This is a genomic window from Paenibacillus pasadenensis DSM 19293 (genome assembly GCF_000422485.1).
Classification (GTDB): Bacteria; Bacillota; Bacilli; order Paenibacillales; family Paenibacillaceae; genus Paenibacillus_O; species Paenibacillus_O pasadenensis.
The window spans coordinates 12,669-32,865 of the sequence record NZ_KE383860.1 but is presented as its reverse complement, the minus strand read 5'-3'; the positions used below and the strand labels follow the sequence as shown (position 1 = coordinate 32,865).

The window sequence follows — 20,197 nt, the reverse complement described above, 5'->3', positions numbered from 1 at the left end:
CATGATCTCTTACGACGGACCGATCAATATTCTGCTTGTCGACGACTATCCGGAGAACCTGCTTGCGATCGAAGCGGTATTGGCCGATCTCGACTACAATCTCGTGAAGTGCCTGTCGGGAGAGGAGGCGCTGCGCGCGCTGCTCAAGGACGACTTCGCGGTCATCGTGATGGACGTCCAGATGCCCGGCATGGACGGCTTTGAGACGGCGCGCATGATCAAGTCGAGGGAGAAGACGAAGGAGATTCCGATCATCTTCGTCTCCGCGACGAGCAAGGAGTCGCAGCATTTGTTCACCGGCTATGCCGTCGGAGCCATCGACTACATGCTCAAGCCGTTCGTGCCGCAGATTTTCCGCTCGAAGATCGAAGGCTTCGTCGGCATGTACGTCAGCAACAAGAAGCTCCAGCAGCAGAAGATCCTGCTCCAGCAGCAGACGCAGGAGCTCGAGCGGATGAACAAGGAGCTGATGCGCACGGCGTATCAGCTGACCAAGGCGGAGGCGATCAAAAGCGTCATCAGCAGCACGTCGATGGACACGATGATCACGTTCGACGGAGGCGGCATCATTCTGACCGTCAACCCGTCGATCCTGCCGATGTTCAGCTATTCGGAGCGAGAGGTCATCGGCAGGCATATCCATGAGCTCGTGCCCGAGCTGTGCCTCAAGCAGCTTGAGGGCATGACGGAGCAGACGGCCGAGGGCCTCACCTCCGGGCGGCTGATCGAGGTGATGCCGCAGCGCAAGGACGGCAGCCGCTTCCATGCCGAGATCAAGCTCGGCAGCACGCATGTCGACGACGAGCTCATCTATGCCTGCACGGTCAGCGACATCACCGAGCGCAAGAAGACCGAGCGCGAGCTGCTCGCCGCCAAGGAGGCGGCGGAGATCGCCGACCGCGCCAAGACCGACTTCCTGGCGATGGTCAGCCATGAGATCCGCACGCCGATGAACGGCATTCTCGGCATGACCAATCTGCTGACGGAAACCGACCTGGACGAAGAGCAGCGCGACTTCACCGAAATCATCCTCAAGAGCGGAGACTCCCTGCTCGGCGTCATCAACGACATCCTCGACTATGCGAAGATCGAGGCCGGCAAGCTGGAGCTGGAGCGGATTCCGTTCAGCCTCAAGAGCTGCCTCGACGAATCGCTGGACCTGTTCATCGGCAAGGCGCGGGAGAACAGCCTCGAGCTGCTCTGCACCGTCGACGAGAGCTTGCCGGAATACGTCTACGGGGACGTGACCAAGCTGCGCCAGATTCTCATGAATCTGGTCAGCAACGCGGTCAAGTTCACGCCGGAAGGCCGGATCGAGGTCGCCGCGCGGCCGGGCTCCGAGCCGTTCGCGGGGTCGATCCGGGACTTGACGGTCGAGTTCCAGGTGCGGGATACGGGAGTGGGCATTCCGGCGGAAAAGCTGGCGGAGCTGTTCCAGCCGTTCTCCCAGCTCGATTCGTCGATGACCCGCAAGTACGGCGGCACAGGCCTCGGCCTCGCCATCTGCAAAAACCTGGTGGAGCTGATGGACGGCTCGATCGCCTGCGCTCCCAACGAGCCCTGCGGCGCGGTGTTCACCTTCACCGTCCGTCTGGAGCGGCTCGAGGAGAATCCGGGCTCCGGGCTGACGGAGCTGCCCTCGCCGGCGAGGCTCGAGCCTGGAGCCGAGCCTTTTCCCCGCTGGGAAGCCTCCCAGCCGTTCTCGTTTTCGGCGATGCTGAGCGACACCTTCGCGGAGATCGGCGCCGCCGCCCTGCCGGAGATGGAGACGCTGCTGCCGGACCGCTCGCTCAGCGGCGGAGTGCTGCCCTTCGCGCCGACACCGCCCGAGCGGCTGGCGCGCATCCGCAGGCAGGAAGCGCCTCGCGTGCTGGTCGCCGAGGACAACGAGGTGAACCAGAAGCTCATCCTCAAGCTGCTCGACCGCTTCGGCGTCGAGGCGGATGTGGCGGAGAACGGCGAGCTCGCCGTCGACATGGCGCTCGCCCGCTCCTATGACCTCATCTTCATGGACATGAAGATGCCGATCATGGACGGACTCGAGGCGACGCGGCGGATCGTCGGGCAGTCCGGCTCGGCCCACCCGACGATCATCGCGATGACGGCCAACGTGCTGCCCGGCGACAGGCAGAAATGCCTGGAGGCCGGCATGACGGACTACATCAGCAAGCCGATCCGTCCGGATCTTCTGGAGACGACGATCAACCGTTACCTGCTCGGCGAGTCCGCCGCCAAAAGGCAGTCCACGCATTAGTGGACTGCCTTTTGCGCTTCGGCTATAGTAGGGAGGACAAGCGCATCCGCCGCTTTCGGAACCATTAGAGAGGAGCTTCATCCGGTGCTGTTCATTCGCATTCTCAAAAAAGCCTACTCGTCCCCTCCCCGGGTGCTGACAACCGGCTTCGTGCTGCTTATCCTGATCGGAACGGCGCTGCTCAGCCTGCCGGCCGCCTCGGCCGACGGCGAGCGGATCAAGCTGCTGGACGCGCTGTTCACGGCGACCTCGGCGACCTGCGTCACCGGCCTCACGATCCTCGATACGGGCGCGGTCTACTCCCGCTTCGGCCAGATCGTGCTGCTCGTGCTGTTCCAGCTCGGCGGCATCGGCTTCATGACCGCGGCGACCTGGTTCGCGCTCGCTCTCGGCCGCAAGATCTCGCTGAAGGACAGGCTCGTGCTCAAGGAATCGCTCAACCAGCATGAGATGAGCGGCATCGTGCAGCTCGTCATCCGCATCTTCCTGTTCTCCGCCGCGATCGAGGGGCTCGGCGCGATCATGCTTGCCTGGGTCTGGATGGATCGGATGAGCTTCGGCGAGGCGGTCTACAACGGCATCTTCCATTCCGTGTCCATCTTCAACAATGCCGGCTTCGAGCTGCTGGGCGGATGGAGCCAGTTCGTCGACGATCCGGCAGTCAATCTGATTTCCATGACGCTGATCTTTTTCGGCAGCATCGGCTTCATCGTCATGGCCGACCTGATCCGCTGGCCGGAGAAGCGCAAGGTATCGCTCCATACGAAGGTGGTGCTGTGGGCGACGGCCGTGCTGACGGTCGGCGGAGCCGTGCTGTTCTTCATCTTCGAGTATACGAATCCGCGGACGTTCGGGCCGCTCGGCCTCGACGGCAAGCTGTGGGCGTCGGCGTTCCAGTCGTTCAGCCTGCGCTCCGCGGGGCTCAACACGGTGCCGATCGCCGATCTGCGCCAAGCGACGCAGCTCATGATGGTCATTCTCATGTTCATCGGCGCCGCCCCGGGCTCGACCGGCGGGGGCATCAAGATCACGACGTTCGTCGTGCTGCTCGCCGGCATCGTCGCGATCATCCGCGGCCGGGAGGACGCGGTCATCTTCCGCCATCGGATCGGGGCGCGGGAGCTGTACCGGGCCATTACGGTCACGCTCATGGGGGTGATCGTCATCGTCGTCGCGACGATGATCCTGACGACGGTCGAGAACGGGCCGTTCCTCGTCCTGCTGTTCGAGGCGGTATCGGCGTTCGGGACGGTCGGCTTCAGCCTCGGAGCGACGGTGGAGCTGACGGATGCCGGCAAAGGCGTCATCATCGCCCTCATGTTCATGGGCCGGCTCGGCCTGCTGACGCTGGCGTTCGCTTTCCGCTCCAAGCCCAAAAAGGAAAGCTTCCGTTATCCGGAAGGAAGAATCATCATCGGCTGATCTCGTTCGGCCATCCAAAAACAAAAACGCCTCGGAGCTCGCCTCCGGAGGCGTTTTGGGGTTGCGAGGCAAGCCGAACAGGGTAAGAGGGAATAGTCGAAGAAAGCGGGGGATCAGCGTGAGCGGGTCGGATCAGGAGGAGCAACATTGGCGCTGGATGAAGTTCGACAGCTGCGAGCAGGCGTCCGAAGCGCTTGGCGAGCAGCCGGTGCTCGCTCGATGGGCGAGAAACAGCTCGAGCCGGGAGGTCAACTACTTGTCGGCGATCTCGCTGCAGGGCGAGCGCAATGCCGTCTTCGGCACGCTTGTCAGCGGCCGGGCGGACGAGGAGGGAAGCAGCAGCTCGTTTTTCCATTTTCTGCTTCGGGACAAGGAGCTCTATACGATCGGCTTCGACGAGGAGGCGATCGTCGCAGGCTGCGAAAAAGCCGCCTCGTTTTTCGAGCATGCGGAGGACGCCGACACGCCGCTGGACGGCTTCATCCACCTGCTTGCCGGCATCATGGAGCCGTTTTTCGAGGGCATGGACCGGTTCGAGGCGAAGCTGCGCGAGCTGGAGGACAGCCTGCAGGAGCGCAACGGCGGCTACATGTTCCACCGGATCGTCGAGCTCCGCGCCCGGCTGCTGCACTGGTCCGGACTGACCCGGCCGATCCGCGAGATCCGCTACGCGCTGGAGGAGGCTTTTCCCGAGCAGATGGAGGAGAGCCGTATCCACAAGGCGCTGCAGTCCCGGCTCGAGCGCATGATCATGCTCCAGGACGAATACAGCCGGGAGCTGGAATCGCTGCTGCTGCTGGAGGAGAACCTGTCCAACTATCGCGGCAACGAGATCATGAAGACGCTCACCGTCTTCACGATCCTGTGCACGCCGATGATGGCGATCGGCGCGATCTGGGGCATGAACTTCAAGAATATGCCCGAGCTCGAGTGGAAGGCCGGCTATTGGATCGCTTTGGGCGTCATCGGAGGCTCTACGCTCGCCGTTTATGTCTGGATGCGCGCCAAGGGCTGGATGGGCGATTTGCTGCGCAGCGACAACCGGCGCGAGAAAATGTAGGGCGTCTGTTGTTTAACAGCTGAAGCAAGCGGTTTAATAGCTAGTACGGCAGCGCTAACGGCACTGGCCGAATCTGCCTCACATGCTGAGGTACCAACAGGCGGTGTTGATGATGTCCATCAAATATCGGAATACATGCTCTGACATCGAGATTCTGGTCAAACACGAAGAGTCGGACGCGGTCGCTCCCTATCGGGTCAATATTCAAAGCTCCAAAAATCCGCTCAGCTTCGGCAACAACCTGGCGAGCTTCGATTCGGAGGAGCAGGCGGTCAAGACGGCTGAGAAGCTGTGCGGCTACTACGCCGCCGCCAAGTCGAACGGGTATTACATGAAAGGCAAGTCGTTCACGAAGCCGGACTGCGAGGACATCGAGATCGCGGACGTGCTGGAGCGCGACCTCAACGACGAGCAGTTCCAAAGCTTGTTGAACCGTCATTCGGTTGAAGGCTGACGTTGAAGTCCAACGACCTTTCTCTACGGAGAAAGGTCTTTTTTTGCATCTTTTTGGAATAAAAGAGCTGACGGCAGGACACGGTAAAAAAGAACCAGAATCCATCCCGAAAGAAGGAACGGATGAATGAACCATTTCCTCAGCAAGACGGCGGCCCTTCTGCTCGCCGCAGCCATTACGGCGTCCGCGCCGGCAGCTTCCGCAGCCGCAGCGATCCAGCCGGAGCCGTCCAAGGCGCCGGCGGCGGCGCCAGACCGCATCGAGTCTCCGCACGGGGAGCTGCGCCATCCAAAAGGGCAGCCCGGCCATCAGCGCTATCGCAAAGCCCATCAGAAGATGATGATCCGCGAGGCGGTCGCCTTTTTCGGCCTGAAGACGCAAGGCAAAACCGACGAGCAGCTGCTTCAGGAAATCCGGGAGCAGAAAACGAAGCAGCCGGAAAAATGGGCGCTGTTCAAGCAGCAGCTTCACGCGAAAAAGCTGGAGCGGCTGAAGGCGTTCGCCGCCGCCCAAGGCATCGATACGAAAGGGATGGACGAGCAGCAGCTCAAAGAGAAGCTGCGGCAGCTCCATCGCGAAGGCAAGCTGAAGCTTCCGGAGCGGCCCGCCGCGCCGACCGCTCCGGCGCCGGCGCCAGCGCCTGCTCCGAGCGCTTGAGTGGTCGGCAGGCGGGGCTGGACGCGCCACGCGCCGTTCCTGACGCCAAGCCGGGTTGAATGACAGCCGGCCACGAGGATGAAAGCTTCCATTCAATACGGGCTGCAGCGTCTTCGACGCGGGGCTGCCTCCGAAGGTCAAGGCGATTGACCCGGAGACAGCCTTTTTTTCGTTTCAGCTTCCATAGAAAAGGAAAAAGTGATATCATTATTACATCATAGTGATTCAGGGGGAATGACGATGCAAGAACGCAAGGCATGGCATATGAATGGTTTTGGGGCTCTCCTCCTCGGGACAGCCGCGTTTGTGGGGGCGGTGCTGCTCTTCATCTCCAGCGATGAATTCGCGCTGGGAGCGGCGGGCTACGTCCTCGGCTCGCTGCTTCTCCTCGCCTCGCTGATCCTGTTCAGCGCATTGACGATCGTGCAGCCGAACCAGGCGAAGGTCATCACCTTTTTCGGACGCTACAAAGGAACGGTGACCGACAGCGGCCTTTGGCTCGTCATGCCGTTCAGCGCCAAGTCCCAGGTCTCGCTGAAGGTGCGCAACTTCAACAGCCAGAAGCTCAAGGTGAACGACGCCTCCGGCAACCCGGTCGAGATTGCCGCGGTCGTCGTCTTCCGCGTGACGGATACGGCCCGGGCCAGCTTCGAGGTCGACGACTACGAGACGTTCGTGGAAATTCAGAGCGAGACGGCGATCCGGCATCTGGCGGCGCAGTATCCTTACGACACGTATGAGGACGCGAGCGCCGTATCGCTGCGCGGCAATGCGGACGAGGTGAGCTCGCGGCTGCTGGCGGAGCTGCAGGAGCGGCTGACGGTAGCCGGAGTCGAGGTGCTGGAGACGAGGCTGTCCCATCTGGCCTACGCGCCGGAGATCGCCGGCGCGATGCTGCAGCGCCAGCAGGCGGAGGCGATCGTCTCCGCCCGGCAGAAGATCGTAGACGGAGCGGTCGGCATGGTAGAGTCGGCGCTCAAGCAGCTGGAAGCACGCGGGGTCGTGCTCGATGAGGAGCGGCGGGCGGCGATGATCAACAATCTGATGGTGGCGATCGTGTCCGAGCGCGGCACGACGCCGGTCATCAATGCAGGAACGCTGTACAATTAGGAGCATCCGCGATGCCTAAGGAAAGAAAGTCCTTTCCGCTCCGGATGGACCCCGACATCTACCAGGCGGTCGAGGCGTGGGCCGCCGACGAATTCCGAAGCGTCAATGCGCAGATCGAGTTCCTGCTCCGCGAGTCGCTGCGCAAGTCCGGCCGCTTGCAGCGCCGCAGCCCGCAGCCGGAGCCGGAGCCGCCGCAGGACGGGCAGGCGGACTGAGCCGTCTGCTCTCGCGGCCGCGTCCTGAGACGGCGCTCCAGACGGACGGCCACGGCGTCCGCGTTCCGGCGCAGCGCAAAAAAGGCTCCAGATGCCCGATCGGGCAATCTGGAGCCTTTTTGCTGCTGCATCCGCACCCGCGCTCAGCGGAGCGGACGGCGAGGATGATGCTATCGTGGTTATCAGCCCTTTACAGCACCTTCGGTCATGCCCTTCTCGATGTACTTCTGAATGAACAGATAGACGATGAGGACAGGCACGACGGTCAGGGAGACAGCGCTGGCCATGAGGCCGAAGTCGGTTCCGTACTGGGAGCTGATTTCGTTGAGCAGCGCCACGATGGGCCGAACGTTTTCCTTGTTGACGAAGATCAGGGCCGAGAACAGATCGTTGTACGACCAGAGGAAGACGAAGATGCTGGCCGATGCGAAGACGGGCCGGGCAATCGGCATGAAAATGCGGGTGAACATGTTGAACCGGTTGCAGCCGTCGATGAAGGCCGCTTCCTCCAGCTCTTTTGGAATGGTCGCCATATAAGCGGTCATGACCAGGATCGCGAAGGTCAGGTTGCCTGCGGTATGCGGAAGGATCAGGCCCCAGTATTTGTTGACGAGGCCCCACTCAATGAGCAGCTCGTACACGGGAACGACGGTGGCGAACGCCGGAATGAGCAGCGTCGCGACGAGCAGCGAGCTCAGCGCGTTGCGGCCGCGGAACTTGAAGCGGGACAGCACGTAGGCCGCCAGGCCGCCGCATACGAGCACGAGCAGGACAGTCGCGCCGGACATGATGAGGCTGTTAGCGTAGGCCTTGCCGATGTTGATCCGGTCGAACGCCGTCTCATAGTTGGTCAGCACCGGCGAGAGGGCGATGGAGAACGAGTCGTTCATGACGTCGGTCGACAGCTTGAATGAGTTGTTGATGATCCAGAACATCGGATAGATCGTCGTGAGCGCCCACAGCGTCAGGCACACGTACATGAACAGCGTGCCCAAAGGGATGCGCTTGCCGGATCGATGTCTTTCTACAGGTACGGTATTCACTCCATTGACTTGCTGCATCTGCTTCCACCCCATAAAAGGTTAATAGGTGATCTCTTCTCTTTTAAGCAGTCGGTTCGTGATGATCGAGAGGATCAGGCCGAACACGACGATGTAGATGGCGATCGTCGAGCCGTAGCCGAAGTTCTGGTCCACGAGCGCTTTTTTGTACATGTACGTGCCGAGCACCTCGGTTCCGTTCTGGCCGCGGGAGAGGATCCAGACGAAGTCGAATACTTTGAGCGTGCCTGTGATCGCGAGGATGAGCACGACCTTGATGTCGCTCAGGATGAGCGGGATCGTCAGCATCGTCGTCTTTTTGATGCCGGAGATGCCTTCAAGCTTGGCCGCTTCGTAGAAGTCGGCAGGTATTTTGGACATCGCCGTCAGGAACAGGATGAAGTAGAAGCCGACATAGTGCCAGACGGTCGGAACGGCCACCGCCTTCAGCGAGCCGGTCTCGCTGAGCCAAAGCACCTTCTCGAGCCCTAGGCCCGCGATGGCGTTGTTCAGCATGCCGAACTGATAGTTGTAGATGAGGACGAACAGCAGGGAGATCGCCGCGCCGGAAATGACGATCGGGAAGAAGAAGACGGTGCGGAAAAACTGCTTGCCCTTGGAAATGTTGTCGACCATGACGGCCAGCACGAGCGCGATGCCGACCTGGAAGACGATCGTGTACAGCATGATCTCGAGCGTATGGAGCGTCGCCGCTCCGAGCAGGTCGTCGGTGAACATGCGCTTGTAGTTGTCCAGTCCGACGAATTTCTTGTCGAAGAAGCCGGACGTCCGGTAGAAGCTGAGGTAAAGGCTTTTCAGGAACGGATAGTAGACGAACGTGGAAATGAGGAGCAGAGCCGGCGCGAGGAACGCGACGATATACTTCTTGTCACCCTTCATACAATCACCTTTTTAACTCGTAGTGGATGGAGCCGAGGCCGGAAAAAAGCTCGCCGCCCATGCGGTGCGAAGGGCGGCGAGGGTTGGTTATAGAGGGGCTGCGATAGGAAGCCGATTATTGCTTGTTCGCCTTTTCGATCTTCTCGGCTGCTTCAAGCGCCTGTTTCGCCGTCTTCTCGCCTTTGACGACGCCTTGGATGTTTTGACGGATCGTCGTGAACGTCTCCGGCGACAGGTAGCTGTCGATCGGGGAGTTGACCGACGTGGAGTCCGCGACCATCTTGAAGCCGTCAAGCGCGACTTGCGGCAGGCCGTCGATCTGCACATCTGCGGCTGGAGTGCCGCCGTTCGCCGTTGCGACCGCTTTGATCGCATCCTTGCTCGTCAGGAATTTAAGCAGCTGCACGGCCGCGTCTTTCTTGTCGGCGTTGTCGTACGTCGCTTTGGAGAGGTAGAAGCCGCTGCCGAAGCCGCCGACAACGTCCTTGCCGGTGCCTTTGCCGCCCGGAATCGCCGGGAAAGGAAGCACGGTCGACGTCGATTTGACTGCGTCGGCCATGCCGCCGATCGCCCACGAGCCTTCCAGCACCATCGCGGCCAGACCTTGCGAGTAGTAGTTTGCCGCCATCGTCAGGTCGATCGTCGCCGCGTCTTTCGGGAACGCGCCCAGGTCGCCCAGCTCCTTCAGCTTGCCGATGCCGAGCTCCCATTCCGGGCTGATGCCGTTCAGCAGGCCGGCTTTTTGGCCTTCGGAGCCGGATGCCGCGAGGACGGAGTGCTCGATGACATAGTGGGACTGGTCGAACGGAGCCGCGAGCGGGATGATCTTGTTTTCGGACAGCGTCTTGACGGCCTTCGTCAGCTTATCCCAGTCGGTCGGCAGCTCCAGGTTGTATTTCTCGAAGATCGCCTTGTTCACGAACAGGCCTTCGTAGAAGCCGGTCAGCGGAGCGGCATAGATGTTGCCGTCGGGTTGCTTGACCGATTCCAGCGCGGACGGGATGAAGCCGTTTTTCCATTCGGCGTCCTCGTCGAGCAGGCTGTTGAGCGGTACGACCTTGCCGGCATCGACGAAGCCTTTGGCATCGGCGCCGACGAAGTAGAACAGAAGATCCGGCTCGTTGCCGCTGTTCATGTCGGAGTTGACTTTCGTGCGGAAGCCGTCGTCGTTGGCGGACATGACGTCGTTGTCGATCTTCACGTTCGGATACTTCGCGGAGAAGTCGTCGAGAAGCTTCTGGAACGCTTCGCGCGCCGCGTCCGTTCCGCCGAACGTGGAGAATACGCGGAGGGAAACGTCTTTTGCAGGCGCTTCGGTCGGCGCCGTGCTTGTCGTCGGAGCCGGGCTTGCGCTTGCGCCGCCGTTGCTCGCGCCGCTGTTTCCGTTGTTGCCGTTGCTTCCGCAAGCGGTGAGGGCCAGCACGGCTGCCATGGACAGAGCGGCCAGAGCTGTTGTGGATTTCTTCTTCAACATTGCGAAAATCCCCCTTGAATTCGTTGTGTGCATGCTGCAAGATTCGCCATCTCGCTTACTTAAAGTGTAGGCTCCAGGAAGCTTCCAGCCAAGGCAAGATTGGTTCGCTGGATGGGGGACATTCCTCTCGGGAGGGGGAGTATTTTTGGATGGAATAGGGGAAAATCCTCTTTTTCTCCGTCGCTTGAAATCGGCGGAAGCGATGCGGAAGGCGCAGCGGCGCGGCTTGCCGGCGCCTGGCGCGAAGACGCCCTTCAGCGGATCGCCGCAGAAAGGCTTCGCTTCGCCGAGCGGGACTTTCGGCCTAGCGGCCTGCCGAGGGACGGGGCGTTGTTGCCAGGCCCCTTTTCGAGCTCGAATCGCGCTTCATCTTATAGGGAAGAAAAGCCTCTCCTGCCGCCGGCTCGTCAATCTCGTCCGCATAAAAGGCCAAGTCCCCTCATAGACATGTATCAGCTTAGGAAAACTCAACGAGCAGAGGGGATGAGAAGATGCGTCGCATAAGCTTGATCGCGGCTCTGATGGCCTGCTTCATTCTGGTGCTGGCCGGATGCGGCAAAAAGGATGCGGGCTCCGTGGTGAAGGAGCTCGGCAAGCTGCAGGAGAAGACGGAAACGTATCAGGGAACGGGAACGATGACGCTCCATACGGCGACCCAGCCGCTTCAGTACAAGGTCGACGTGAAGTTCCAGAAGCCGAATTACTACCGGATCGCGCTGACGAACGAGAAGAAGGATCTGACGCAGATCGTCCTGCGCAACGACGAAGGCGTGTTCGTCCTGACGCCGAGCCTCAATAAAGTGTTCCGCTTCCAGAGCAACTGGCCGGAGGAGCAGGGCCAGGTGTACTTGTACCAGACGCTGGTGGAGAGCATCCTGAAGGACAATTCCCGCCAGTTCGCCAGCGACAAGGACAGCTATGTGTTCGATGTCATGGCCAATTATCAGAACGCCTCGCTGGCCCGTCAGAAAATCTGGCTGAGCAAGGACGACTACGCGCCGAAGCAAGTCGAGGTGAGCGACTCCAACAGCGCCGTGCTCGTAGACGTGAAGTTCGATTCGTTCAAGTTCAACGAGAAGCTGGAGAAGAGCGTGTTCGATACGAAGGCGAACCTGCAAAGCTCCCCGGCAGCCGGCTCGCAGCCGACGACCGCGGTGCCGGAAGGCGAGCCGGGCGCATCCAAGGGCACGGAGACGGACGGAGCGGCAGGAGCCGGCACGGATGGAGCCGGCACGGACGGCAATGCCGCCGAAGGCGGAGTCGCCGCCGATCCGTCGAGCTCGAGCTTCATCCCGATGGAGCCGTCCTACCTCGGTCCGGAGGGCATCGCGTTCAAGGACAGCAGCGATATCGAATTCGGCGGCAATCCGGGCGTCCTGCTTCGTTATGACGGCACGTACAGCTACACGCTGATCGAGACGCAGCCGGACGATTACGCGTCGGCGGCGGGCACCGGCCGCATCGTCGATCTCGGCTATACGGTCGGCCAGCTGAGCGAGGGGCAGCCGATGACGCTGGCCTGGACGTATCAGGGCACGTATTTCCGCCTCACTTCCGACAATCTGCCGGAAAACGAGCTGGTCAAAGTCGCGCAGTCGGTCGTCGACGACATGACCAAATAAGGCAAGAGAAGCGCCGCAGGCCGCGGATGGCCGCGGCGCTTTGCCGACCTTGCCGCTGCCAACAGGTGCCAGCCGGGCGGAGGGCTTCGTTCATTGACACTGCCGGGCATCGAGGGTACCATTAGAGGCATTGGGTTTTTCAAGCGAAAAGGGATGAATCAGGTGGATACTTATTACCGTCCGACCCGCGCCGAAATTTCCCTCGATGCCCTTCGAAGCAACATCCGGGCATTCCGGAGCTCGGCGCCGGAAGGAATGAAGCTGCTCGCTTCGGTCAAGGCCAACGCTTACGGACACGGACTCGTTCCGGTCTCGCGGGAGGCGGAAGCCTGCGGGGCCGACTATCTTGGCGTCGCCTTCCTCGACGAGGCGCTCCGCATCCGCGCGGCCGGCATCAAGACGCCGATCCTCGTCCTTGGCTACGTGCCGGCGCATGCGCTGGACCTCGCCCGCTCGCTGGACATTACGATCGCGCTGTACCGGGACGACGCGCTCGAGGCGGCCCGCTCGCTGCCGCTGGACGGTCCCCGGCTCAAGGTCCATGTGAAGCTCGATACCGGCATGGGCCGGCTCGGCCGGCTGGCCGACGGCTCCGGCGACGCGATGCGCTTCCTCGAGGAGGCGCTGCGCGTGCCTCAGCTGCATGTGGAGGGGCTGTTCACGCACTTCGCCAAGTCGGACGAGGCGGACAAAAGCTATACCGAGCTGCAATACGGGCGGTTCGCGGCCGTTGCGGACGAGGTCCGCAGGCGCGGCCTGCCGATCGAGATCCTGCACAGCGCCAATACGGCCGCAGGCATGGATACGCCGGAGCTCGGCGGAGGCATGCTGCGGCTCGGCATCGGCATGTACGGGCTTTATCCGTCGGACGAGGTGGACCGCAATCGGCTCGCGCTGCAGCCGGTGCTGTCGCTCCGATCGGAGCTCGTGCATGTCAAGGAGCTGACCGAGCGCTGGGGCATCAGCTACGGCACCCGCTACTTCGCGGAGCGCGGCGAGCGCATCGGCACGATCCCGATCGGCTACGCGGACGGCTTCAGCCGCCTGCTGTCGGGCAAGGCCCAGGCGCTCGTGCGGGGCCAGCGCGTTCCGGTGGCCGGCACGATCTGCATGGATCAGTGCATGGTCGCGCTGAATGGCGCCGAGGCGGCGACGGGGTCGCCGGTCGAGGCCGGCGAGGAAGCCGTGCTGATCGGACGCCAGGGAGAGGCGGAGATTACCGCCGAGGAGCTGGCCGCGCAGCTCGGCACCATCAACTACGAGGTCACCTGCATGATCGCTTCGAGGATTCCGAGAGTGTATGTGCGAGGCGGAGAGATCGTCGAGGTCGAAAATCCGCTTTCGCACGGGTGATGTCATTTTTTGCGGAAGGCAAGCAGGAATATCGTCGCCATGCGGCGAATTGCCCCCATAGGGGGCATCCGCCTCGCCTGTTCTACGGGATACAGGCATCTCATAGGTATGGTGGAGTATAGCCTATTTGCATCGGAGACATAATGGTAATGGGCTTTGACAAGTTTTGGAGGTGCGAGTTGGTGGCCAATGTACAGAATACCAAACGAATCATGATCAGCATTCCGGATCATCTGCTGGAAGAAGTGGACGGCATTGTCGCCAAGGAGAATTCCAACCGCAGCGAGTTCATCCGCCAGGCGATGAAGCTCTATCTGGTGGAGCGCAAGAAGCGTCAAATCCGCGAGTTGATGCAGAGAGGTTATCTGGAAATGGCTAAGATCAACCTGAACATGGCCTCGGAAGCTTTTCAAGCGGAGGAAGACGCTGACCGCGCGCTCGGCCGTCTCGTTAGCGGGGTGTAGCGATTGATCGTAAAACGCGGAGATGTGTTTTTCGCTGATCTTTCCCCCGTCGTCGGCTCCGAGCAAGGCGGCGTGCGCCCCGTGCTCGTGCTTCAGAACGACATCGGCAACCGCTTCAGCCCGACCGTCATCGTCGCCGCCATCACGGCCCAGATTCAAAAGGCCAAGCTGCCGACTCATGTCGAGATCGACGCCAAGGAGCATGGCTTCGACCGGGACTCGGTCATCCTGCTGGAGCAGATCCGGACGATCGACAAGCAGCGGCTGACCGACAAGATCACCCATCTCGACGACGAGATGATGCGTCATGTCGACGACGCGCTGCAGATCAGCGTCGGCTTGATCGACTTCTAGTCCGGGCACGGCCGCGGCGCTTCCGTGCCATGAGGCCGCCGCCCGGAGGCTTGACGAAGCCTCGGCGCAAAAAAAGCTTTACAGCCCTTTATCCGATTGATATTATGAATTCAGTCAAATATGGAATGCGATGCCAGGCATCGCATAAGCTCGCGAAGAACGCAAGCGGTTGAACCTCCCCGAGGTTCCTGCTTGCGTTTTTTATTTTTCCTCAGGAGGGGCCGTTATGGGCAAAGGAAAGAACAGATTCATCTGGATCGCCGCGGCGATGCTGTCGGCGATCCTCGTGTACGGGCTCTACCTCGTGCAGCTGCGCTCGATCGAGCGGCAGCATGCCGTGCAGGTGCTCGTTCCGAAGCGCTTCATCGCGGCGGGCGAGCGCATCGAGGCGCAGGATCTCGGCCTGCAGACGATACCGTCCGGCGCGTTCGCGCAGGACATGATGTCGGAGCCGTCGCTGGCCGCCGGACAGGAGGCCGTCGTGCCGCTCGGTCAGGGCGAGCCGCTGCGGGACTGGAAGCTGGACTCGTACCGGCTGCTGCCGGCGCGCAGCGAATCGACCTTCCAGCTGCCGCGGGAGTACGTGCTTTCCGTGTCGAGCGGCATCCGGGCCGGAGACCGCGTCGTGCTGTATGCCTCCGGCGCCGCCTCGGCGTCCGTGAGGCTGTTTGCGGACCCGGTCGTCGTCGCGTCGGTCAAGACGAGCGGCAATCAGGAGATCGACGATCTGGACAATCCGAATCTGCTCTCGCTTGCCGAGGGCAACCGGCAAAAGATGTACGCCTCCCGCCGAGACGCAAACGGCTTGATCGAATTCGTCAACCTGAATTTGACCGAGGAGCAGTGGCTTCGGATCGACGAGCTGTGCAAAGGCGGGGAGGTCAAGCTTGTCATCGCCTACAGCGCCGACTCGCTCGATATCGCGGATGCTGGAACGGGGGCGGCGCCATGAGCGCGCCGTTGATCGCTTTCATCGGCACGACGCCGAATATCGGCACGACATCCGCCGCCTTCGCGGCTGCGTGCAGACTGGCGGAGAGGAGCGGGGAGGAGGTCGGCTTCCTCTGCCTGAACCTGCGGAGCGCCAAGATCCACCGCTTCATCGGACAGGATCGTCCGCCAGCGACGCTGGACAGCATCCGTCCCGAGCTGACCTCCGCGTCCCTCTCTTCCGCCCAGCTGCGACGGGCCTGCATCCAGCCGGACGGGCATCCGCTCGTCCATGTCCTGGCGGGCAATCAGATGCGCGACCAGGCGGAGTTCTACTCCTTCGAAGAGACGGAGCATCTGCTGGATATCGCCCGGCAGACGTTTCCGGCCGTCGTCGCGGATGCGGGCTGCTATTGGGATAATGCCGCGACGATCGGCGCGATGAGGGCCGCGAGCTCCCGCATCCTGTGCACGACCGGAGCGCTGTCCCATTTTCAGGAGGACTGCAATCGCTGGATCCGCCAAGTCTCGCCTCTGTTCGGCATCCTGCCGGAGCAATTCGATCTGCTCGCCATACAATCCCCATCGACCACTGGAGGTTATCGCATGAAAGAGATGGAAAAGGAAACCCGACTGTCCGTAATCGCCGAATTCAAGACCAATCAAGCTTTTTACGAGTCGCTCGATCGAGGCCGGTATCAGGCGTGGCTGAAGCAGGACGCCGTAGGACGGATCGCGATGGACCTCGCTGCGGACAAGCTGGCGGAACGGCACGGCATCCGCTGCCGTCCGGTCAAGGACAAGCAGCCTTGGTTCCGCAAGCTCAAGGCGCATCGCGGAGAACTGAGAATATGAGCGGAGAGCGGTTCTCGCCTGCGGCGCTCGCCGCGGAGCTGCGTTCCGGCATCCGGCAGCCCGCTTCGAGCGAGGCTTCGGGCCCGGGGCATCCGGCGGATGCGGCCGCACCCGATACGTTCGCCAAGGCGGCGGAGGACATGCGCTCTTTTCTGGCCTCGCCGCGGGGCATGACGGACGACGAGAGGCGGATTTACGGAGAGCGGCTCAACCGGGCCGTCCTCGGCTATCGTCAGGAGCGCCGGGAGATCATGGCGCTCGTCGCCGACCGGCTGCTGAAGCTGCGGCTTCATGAGCTTCCCGGCATGGGCTCCCCGTACAAGTCGCTGGCGGAGGCGCTGTTCGCGGAAGTGATCGGACTCGGCGTGCTGGAGCGCATCCTCGAGGAACGGGAGGGACTCGAAGAGATCCAGGTCGTCGGCACGCGGATCTATCTCATGCGTGGAGGGCGGGTGGAGCGGTCTCCCTTCGAATTCCAGACGCTCGGCGAGGTGGAGCGGATCCAGCAGAACCTGGTGCTGTACAACAACGACCGCATCAACCCGCGCAAGCGCTGGGCGGAAGTCATGCTGCGCGACGGCACCCGGGTGACGATGACCGCGTACGGCTTCACCTCGCTGCCGACGCTGACGATGCGCTTCTACCAAGCGCAGGCGTTCCGGCTGGAGGAGCTGGCCGCTCCGGCTTACGGCACTCTCTGCCCGCAGATGTCGCGCATGCTGCATGCCGTGCTGGCCGTCCGCTACAATCTGGTCGTGATCGGGCCGACGGGCTCCGGCAAGACGCATCTGCTGAAGGCGCTCATCGCCGAGCTGCCTGACGAGGAACGGATCGTCACGCTGGAGTCCCGGCTGGAGATGATGCTCGGCAAGGAGTTCCCGAATAAAAACGTCGTCGAATACGAGACCGACGAAGAGGACGAGCGCCACGGGCCGGCACAAGCGTTCAAGCTTGCGCTCCGGCAGTCGCCGCAGCGGATCGTGCATGCGGAGATCCGCGACGAGGACGCCAACATCTATGTCCGCGCCTGTACGCGCGGACATGCCGGCAGCATGACGACGGTGCATGCCAGCCGGCTGGAGGACGTGCCGGAGGCGATCACCGACATGTGCATGCTCGACGGGCGGGGAATGGATCCGGCGCGGCTGTGCAAGCGGATCGCCAGGCATGTCACGCAGATCGGCATCGAGATGGGCATCGCCGACGGCAAGCGCAGGATCGTCCGCATGGGCGAGATCCGCTGGCGGGACGGGGAGGCGTCGCTGGAAGAATGGGCTCTCTATCGGCGCGGAGAGGGGTGGAGGCTGGCGCCGCGGCCCGGCATCGAAGCGGCTCGGAGGCTCGCGGATTGCGGACTGACGCTGCAGGAGGCGGGCTTCGAAGGAGAGTCCGCCCATGCCTGAATCGTCTTGGCTCGTCCTGGCGGCGGCGATCGCGCTGTGCCTGGCGCTCATGCCGCTGATCGCTTCCGCGCTCCGTTTCGGCGACGATTCGCGCCTGGCCTCGAGCCGGCTCGATTATCGCCGCGGCCGGTCGCTGCGCGAACGGATCCGCCGCATGCTCGAGCGCTCCGGATGGCTTTACCGGGAGCTGGGCGACACGCTGGACGCGCTGCAGTCCGGCATCCGTCCGGAGGGGCTCGCGCTATTGTCGCTGCTGCTGCTGGTGTCGGGAGGAGCCGGAGGGGCCATTCTGTTCCTCAGCCTCAAAGGCGCGCTGATGCTCGGACTGATGCTTGCGCTCGCGCCCTATTCCTTCCTGAAGATGATGCTGCTCAAGCGGCAGCTTCAGACCCGGCTCGAGTTCCTGCCGGCAGCCGAGCTGTTTTATCAATGCTATCTTGTCGCAGGGCAGCGGCAGATCCGCGGAGCTCTCCGCCGGATGGTGGAGGAAAACCGGCTTCAAGGCCATTTGAAAGCCTCCTTCGAGCAGCTCTACCGGAATCTATGCGTCAGAGGAGACGACGAGGCGAGCCTGCGCCTGTTCTCCGCTTCCCTCGGCCACTTGTGGGGAGACTACTTTGTCCAGATCCTGCGGGTGGCGATCAGCGAAGGCCATGACATCTCGGACAATCTTCATGATCTGATTTCCGATATGCGGAGGGCCAGGCGGGCCAACGAGCAGGAGCGGCACAAGCTGCTGGAGATCCGGATCGCGAACTTCACTCCGGTGCTGTTCCTCGGCCTGTTCCTCGGGATCAACTTCCGCTACAATCCCGAAAGCTCCTACCGCTATTACGTGCTCGACCCTGGCGGCAGAGACATTCTGCTCAACGCTTTGGCCCTCATTTTCGCTTCTTTCGTCATGGGGCTTTGGCTATCCCGCAAGAAGATGTAAAGGAGGCTCGACATGAAGCTCATCGAGGCTTGGAACGGCGCCGGGTTCGCGATCGCTTGGCTGGCTCAGGCTGTCCTGCTGACGATCCTGATCTATGCGCTGCTGCGGCGGCTGTCGACCAAAAGACCGCGATGGATGCATTTGCAGCGCCGCGGGCCGGAGGGGCGGCTGCTTGCGGATCGTCAGCTTAGGATCGTAGGTCTGAAGCGGACCAGCCGCGTCGTCGAGGAGCGATCGAGGCTTCTGGCCGGCTGCGGGATTCGATGGGACGGCGCGGCCTATGCGGCTGCTCGCCGGATCGTCTTCGCGGCGGGCGCGCTTGCCGCCCTGCTTGGCGCCGGCCTGCCGGCTCTTGGCGTCAGGCCGCTTCTTGTCCTACCGCTGGCAGGATGGGGAGCGCTGATCTTGCTGACGTTCGCGCTGCTCGTCGATAAGATCGCGCTGGAGTCGATCCGGCAGGCACGCTCCGCCAAAGTCATCCGCGAGATCCATACCGTCAGCACTCAGCTGCTGTACCTGCAAGGCTCGTCGCTCCATATCCATGCCAAGCTCATGCGCTGCGTTCCGTATACGAGGTCGATCCGCGGCGAGCTCCAGAATCTGCTCGGCGAGTGGTATCACGATGCGGGCGAGGCGATCCGCATGTTCAAGACGCGAGTCGGCACCGAGGAAGCGATCAGCTTTGCCGAGACGGTCGATTCCCTGCGGCTGCACGAAGACGATGCCTACTACGGGCTGCTGCGGGAGCGGATCCGCGACTACAAGGAAAAGCTGGAGATCGTCAAGGAATCCCGCAAGGAATCCGGCTCTTACGTGCTGTTCATCCTCGCCGGACTGCCGATCCTCTACACGTTTCAAGTCTTCATCTACCCTTGGGTGAGAGAAAGCCAGAAGCTGTTCGACTCCCTGCAATAACACGAGAAAAGGAGGTGAGAGCATGCGAAACATTCTCGTCACCGTCATGATGATCGTCGTCATGCTGGTGCTCTTCAATACGATTATTTCAGACAATGCGACCGGCACCCGTTCGCGGATTCAGACCCAAGGCAACGGCGCGAACACGATGATCGGCAACCTGCTCCCTTAAAGCGAAGGAAGGTGGAATCGTGAAGGAAATTCTTGCATCGGTGCTGCTGCTGGCCGCGGTGCTGCTGCTTTATGTCGCTGTCGCGCAAGGACCGCAGGGGACGAAGGCCGGCTTGGAAAGCTTCGGAAGCGCCATGTCCCAGAGCATTCGGAGCACGGATCCTTGAAGCAGATTCTCGTGTTCGTCCTGTTCGCGGCGATGTTCTGCTGGATGATGTTCTCGCCGGTCTATAAGCATGTGCTCGTCATGCGGGAAGCGATGCTGCAGAAGGAAGTGGATTACCTGCTCGAGATCGGAGCGAGCGGCAGCCGCGGCTACATCGATGCGGAGATGCTTGAGCAGGCGCGGGGGCGGCTCGCCGCCGTCGGCATGCGGCCCGAGGCGGTCGAGTTCCGGGTCAGCTCCACGAACGGCTTGCCGGCCGACCGCGCGAGCGAGCCGTTGCCGAGAGGGACGGGACTGCGGCTGGAGGCGAGCTATCCGTACGAGCGGCTGTTCGAGATCGACCGCCTGATCGGCATTCCCGCGCCTTCCGCAGGCGAGCGGATACGAGCGGTCGGACTGAAGATGAGCGAATTCGTGCCGTAACGGTTTCGTGGCGGAAAGGTA

Annotated in this window: 22 protein-coding genes and 1 pseudogene; 20 read left to right on the top strand and 3 right to left on the bottom strand. The window is 62.0% G+C overall.

Annotated elements, in window-relative coordinates:
* Position 1: 1 nt before the first annotated feature.
* The 8 genes and pseudogenes from H582_RS33285 to H582_RS0124025 form a co-directional block, all read left to right on the top strand.
* Positions 2 to 472: pseudogene (locus tag H582_RS33285) on the top strand (response regulator); the annotation flags it as partial.
* A complete protein-coding gene (locus H582_RS30550; protein WP_307719983.1) occupies positions 455 to 2,254 on the top strand; it encodes an ATP-binding protein in 1,800 nt (599 codons plus the stop codon). The pseudogene H582_RS33285 and the gene H582_RS30550, both read left to right, overlap by 18 nt.
* Before the next feature lie 84 nt (positions 2,255 to 2,338).
* Positions 2,339 to 3,676: a TrkH family potassium uptake protein gene (locus H582_RS0124050; RefSeq protein WP_373864118.1), complete on the top strand. Its 1,338-nt coding sequence runs from the start codon at positions 2,339 to 2,341 to the stop codon at positions 3,674 to 3,676.
* A gap of 118 nt (positions 3,677 to 3,794) precedes the next feature.
* The gene (locus tag H582_RS0124045; RefSeq protein ID WP_127464458.1) at positions 3,795 to 4,736 is read left to right on the top strand and encodes a magnesium transporter CorA family protein; all 942 of its coding nucleotides are present in this window, start codon (positions 3,795 to 3,797) and stop codon (positions 4,734 to 4,736) included.
* 109 nt (positions 4,737 to 4,845) lie between these two features.
* Entirely contained in the window at positions 4,846 to 5,190 is a 345-nt protein-coding gene (locus H582_RS29405; protein WP_127464457.1) for a hypothetical protein, read from the top strand.
* Between the two features lie 126 nt (positions 5,191 to 5,316).
* The gene (locus tag H582_RS0124035; protein ID WP_028600578.1) at positions 5,317 to 5,847 is read left to right on the top strand and encodes a hypothetical protein; all 531 of its coding nucleotides are present in this window, start codon (positions 5,317 to 5,319) and stop codon (positions 5,845 to 5,847) included.
* Positions 5,848 to 6,087: 240 nt separating this feature from the next.
* A complete protein-coding gene (locus tag H582_RS0124030; protein ID WP_028600577.1) occupies positions 6,088 to 6,957 on the top strand; it encodes an SPFH domain-containing protein in 870 nt (289 codons plus the stop codon).
* Between the two features lie 11 nt (positions 6,958 to 6,968).
* A complete protein-coding gene (locus H582_RS0124025) occupies positions 6,969 to 7,172 on the top strand; it encodes a type II toxin-antitoxin system antitoxin (RefSeq protein ID WP_028600576.1) in 204 nt (67 codons plus the stop codon).
* Positions 7,173 to 7,354: 182 nt separating this feature from the next.
* On the opposite strand, the gene H582_RS0124020 is transcribed toward H582_RS0124025, so the two are convergent.
* From H582_RS0124020 to H582_RS0124010, 3 genes are all read right to left on the bottom strand, one after another.
* The gene (locus tag H582_RS0124020) at positions 7,355 to 8,233 is read right to left on the bottom strand and encodes a carbohydrate ABC transporter permease (protein WP_052333620.1); all 879 of its coding nucleotides are present in this window, start codon (positions 8,231 to 8,233) and stop codon (positions 7,355 to 7,357) included.
* Between the two features lie 21 nt (positions 8,234 to 8,254).
* On the bottom strand, positions 8,255 to 9,112 hold the full coding sequence (locus H582_RS0124015; RefSeq protein ID WP_028600574.1) for a carbohydrate ABC transporter permease: 858 nt from the start codon (positions 9,110 to 9,112) through the stop codon (positions 8,255 to 8,257).
* Between the two features lie 115 nt (positions 9,113 to 9,227).
* Complete coding sequence (locus tag H582_RS0124010; RefSeq protein WP_028600573.1) at positions 9,228 to 10,586, bottom strand: ABC transporter substrate-binding protein; 1,359 nt, start codon at positions 10,584 to 10,586, stop codon at positions 9,228 to 9,230.
* A gap of 491 nt (positions 10,587 to 11,077) precedes the next feature.
* Between H582_RS0124010 and H582_RS0124005 the strand changes: the two genes are divergently transcribed.
* From H582_RS0124005 to H582_RS0123950, 12 genes are all read left to right on the top strand, one after another.
* A complete protein-coding gene (locus H582_RS0124005) occupies positions 11,078 to 12,208 on the top strand; it encodes a LolA family protein (protein WP_028600572.1) in 1,131 nt (376 codons plus the stop codon).
* A gap of 162 nt (positions 12,209 to 12,370) precedes the next feature.
* Positions 12,371 to 13,561 carry an alanine racemase gene (gene alr, locus H582_RS0124000; protein WP_028600571.1) on the top strand — a complete coding sequence of 397 codons (1,191 nt, stop codon included), beginning with the start codon at positions 12,371 to 12,373 and terminating at the stop codon, positions 13,559 to 13,561.
* 182 nt (positions 13,562 to 13,743) lie between these two features.
* Positions 13,744 to 14,025 carry a CopG family ribbon-helix-helix protein gene (locus H582_RS0123995; protein ID WP_028600570.1) on the top strand — a complete coding sequence of 94 codons (282 nt, stop codon included), beginning with the start codon at positions 13,744 to 13,746 and terminating at the stop codon, positions 14,023 to 14,025.
* Positions 14,026 to 14,028: 3 nt separating this feature from the next.
* The gene (locus tag H582_RS0123990; protein ID WP_028600569.1) at positions 14,029 to 14,379 is read left to right on the top strand and encodes a type II toxin-antitoxin system PemK/MazF family toxin; all 351 of its coding nucleotides are present in this window, start codon (positions 14,029 to 14,031) and stop codon (positions 14,377 to 14,379) included.
* A gap of 226 nt (positions 14,380 to 14,605) precedes the next feature.
* A complete protein-coding gene (locus H582_RS0123985; protein WP_028600568.1) occupies positions 14,606 to 15,331 on the top strand; it encodes an SAF domain-containing protein in 726 nt (241 codons plus the stop codon).
* Positions 15,328 to 16,164: a CpaE/TadZ family protein gene (locus H582_RS0123980; protein WP_028600567.1), complete on the top strand. Its 837-nt coding sequence runs from the start codon at positions 15,328 to 15,330 to the stop codon at positions 16,162 to 16,164. Before H582_RS0123985 ends, H582_RS0123980 begins: the two co-directional genes overlap by 4 nt.
* Positions 16,161 to 17,567, top strand: a complete 1,407-nt coding sequence (locus H582_RS29400; RefSeq protein ID WP_052333619.1) for an ATPase, T2SS/T4P/T4SS family — start codon at positions 16,161 to 16,163, stop codon at positions 17,565 to 17,567. Before H582_RS0123980 ends, H582_RS29400 begins: the two co-directional genes overlap by 4 nt.
* Positions 17,560 to 18,501, top strand: a complete 942-nt coding sequence (locus H582_RS0123970) for a magnesium transporter CorA family protein (RefSeq protein WP_028600566.1) — start codon at positions 17,560 to 17,562, stop codon at positions 18,499 to 18,501. The genes H582_RS29400 and H582_RS0123970 overlap by 8 nt, the downstream gene beginning before the upstream one ends.
* Before the next feature lie 12 nt (positions 18,502 to 18,513).
* Entirely contained in the window at positions 18,514 to 19,416 is a 903-nt protein-coding gene (locus H582_RS0123965) for a hypothetical protein (protein ID WP_052333618.1), read from the top strand.
* Between the two features lie 22 nt (positions 19,417 to 19,438).
* Entirely contained in the window at positions 19,439 to 19,588 is a 150-nt protein-coding gene (locus tag H582_RS32520) for a hypothetical protein (protein ID WP_164820143.1), read from the top strand.
* 19 nt (positions 19,589 to 19,607) lie between these two features.
* Positions 19,608 to 19,754, top strand: coding sequence for a hypothetical protein (locus H582_RS32285; RefSeq protein WP_156876722.1), 147 nt, complete (start codon positions 19,608 to 19,610; stop codon positions 19,752 to 19,754).
* Positions 19,751 to 20,176 carry a hypothetical protein gene (locus tag H582_RS0123950; protein WP_028600564.1) on the top strand — a complete coding sequence of 142 codons (426 nt, stop codon included), beginning with the start codon at positions 19,751 to 19,753 and terminating at the stop codon, positions 20,174 to 20,176. The genes H582_RS32285 and H582_RS0123950 overlap by 4 nt, the downstream gene beginning before the upstream one ends.
* The last annotated feature ends 21 nt before the right edge of the window (positions 20,177 to 20,197 follow it).

Bases quoted from the DNA above. Each gene is read 5' to 3' on its own strand.
- H582_RS29400 (WP_052333619.1), top strand. From the start codon at position 16,161: ATGAGCGGAGAGCGGTTCTCGCCTGCGGCGCTCGCCGCGGAGCTGCGT.
- H582_RS30550 (WP_307719983.1), top strand. From the start codon at position 455: ATGAACAAGGAGCTGATGCGCACGGCGTATCAGCTGACCAAGGCGGAG.
- H582_RS0124005 (WP_028600572.1), top strand. From the start codon at position 11,078: ATGCGTCGCATAAGCTTGATCGCGGCTCTGATGGCCTGCTTCATTCTG.
- H582_RS0124030 (WP_028600577.1), top strand. From the start codon at position 6,088: ATGCAAGAACGCAAGGCATGGCATATGAATGGTTTTGGGGCTCTCCTC.
- H582_RS0123970 (WP_028600566.1), top strand. From the start codon at position 17,560: ATGCCTGAATCGTCTTGGCTCGTCCTGGCGGCGGCGATCGCGCTGTGC.
- H582_RS29405 (WP_127464457.1), top strand. From the start codon at position 4,846: ATGATGTCCATCAAATATCGGAATACATGCTCTGACATCGAGATTCTG.
- H582_RS0124010 (WP_028600573.1), bottom strand. From the start codon at position 10,586: ATGTTGAAGAAGAAATCCACAACAGCTCTGGCCGCTCTGTCCATGGCA.
- H582_RS0123980 (WP_028600567.1), top strand. From the start codon at position 15,328: ATGAGCGCGCCGTTGATCGCTTTCATCGGCACGACGCCGAATATCGGC.
- H582_RS0124015 (WP_028600574.1), bottom strand. From the start codon at position 9,112: ATGAAGGGTGACAAGAAGTATATCGTCGCGTTCCTCGCGCCGGCTCTG.
- H582_RS0124035 (WP_028600578.1), top strand. From the start codon at position 5,317: ATGAACCATTTCCTCAGCAAGACGGCGGCCCTTCTGCTCGCCGCAGCC.
- H582_RS0123985 (WP_028600568.1), top strand. From the start codon at position 14,606: ATGGGCAAAGGAAAGAACAGATTCATCTGGATCGCCGCGGCGATGCTG.
- H582_RS0124020 (WP_052333620.1), bottom strand. From the start codon at position 8,233: ATGCAGCAAGTCAATGGAGTGAATACCGTACCTGTAGAAAGACATCGA.
- H582_RS0123965 (WP_052333618.1), top strand. From the start codon at position 18,514: ATGAAGCTCATCGAGGCTTGGAACGGCGCCGGGTTCGCGATCGCTTGG.
- H582_RS0124025 (WP_028600576.1), top strand. From the start codon at position 6,969: ATGCCTAAGGAAAGAAAGTCCTTTCCGCTCCGGATGGACCCCGACATC.
- H582_RS32520 (WP_164820143.1), top strand. From the start codon at position 19,439: ATGCGAAACATTCTCGTCACCGTCATGATGATCGTCGTCATGCTGGTG.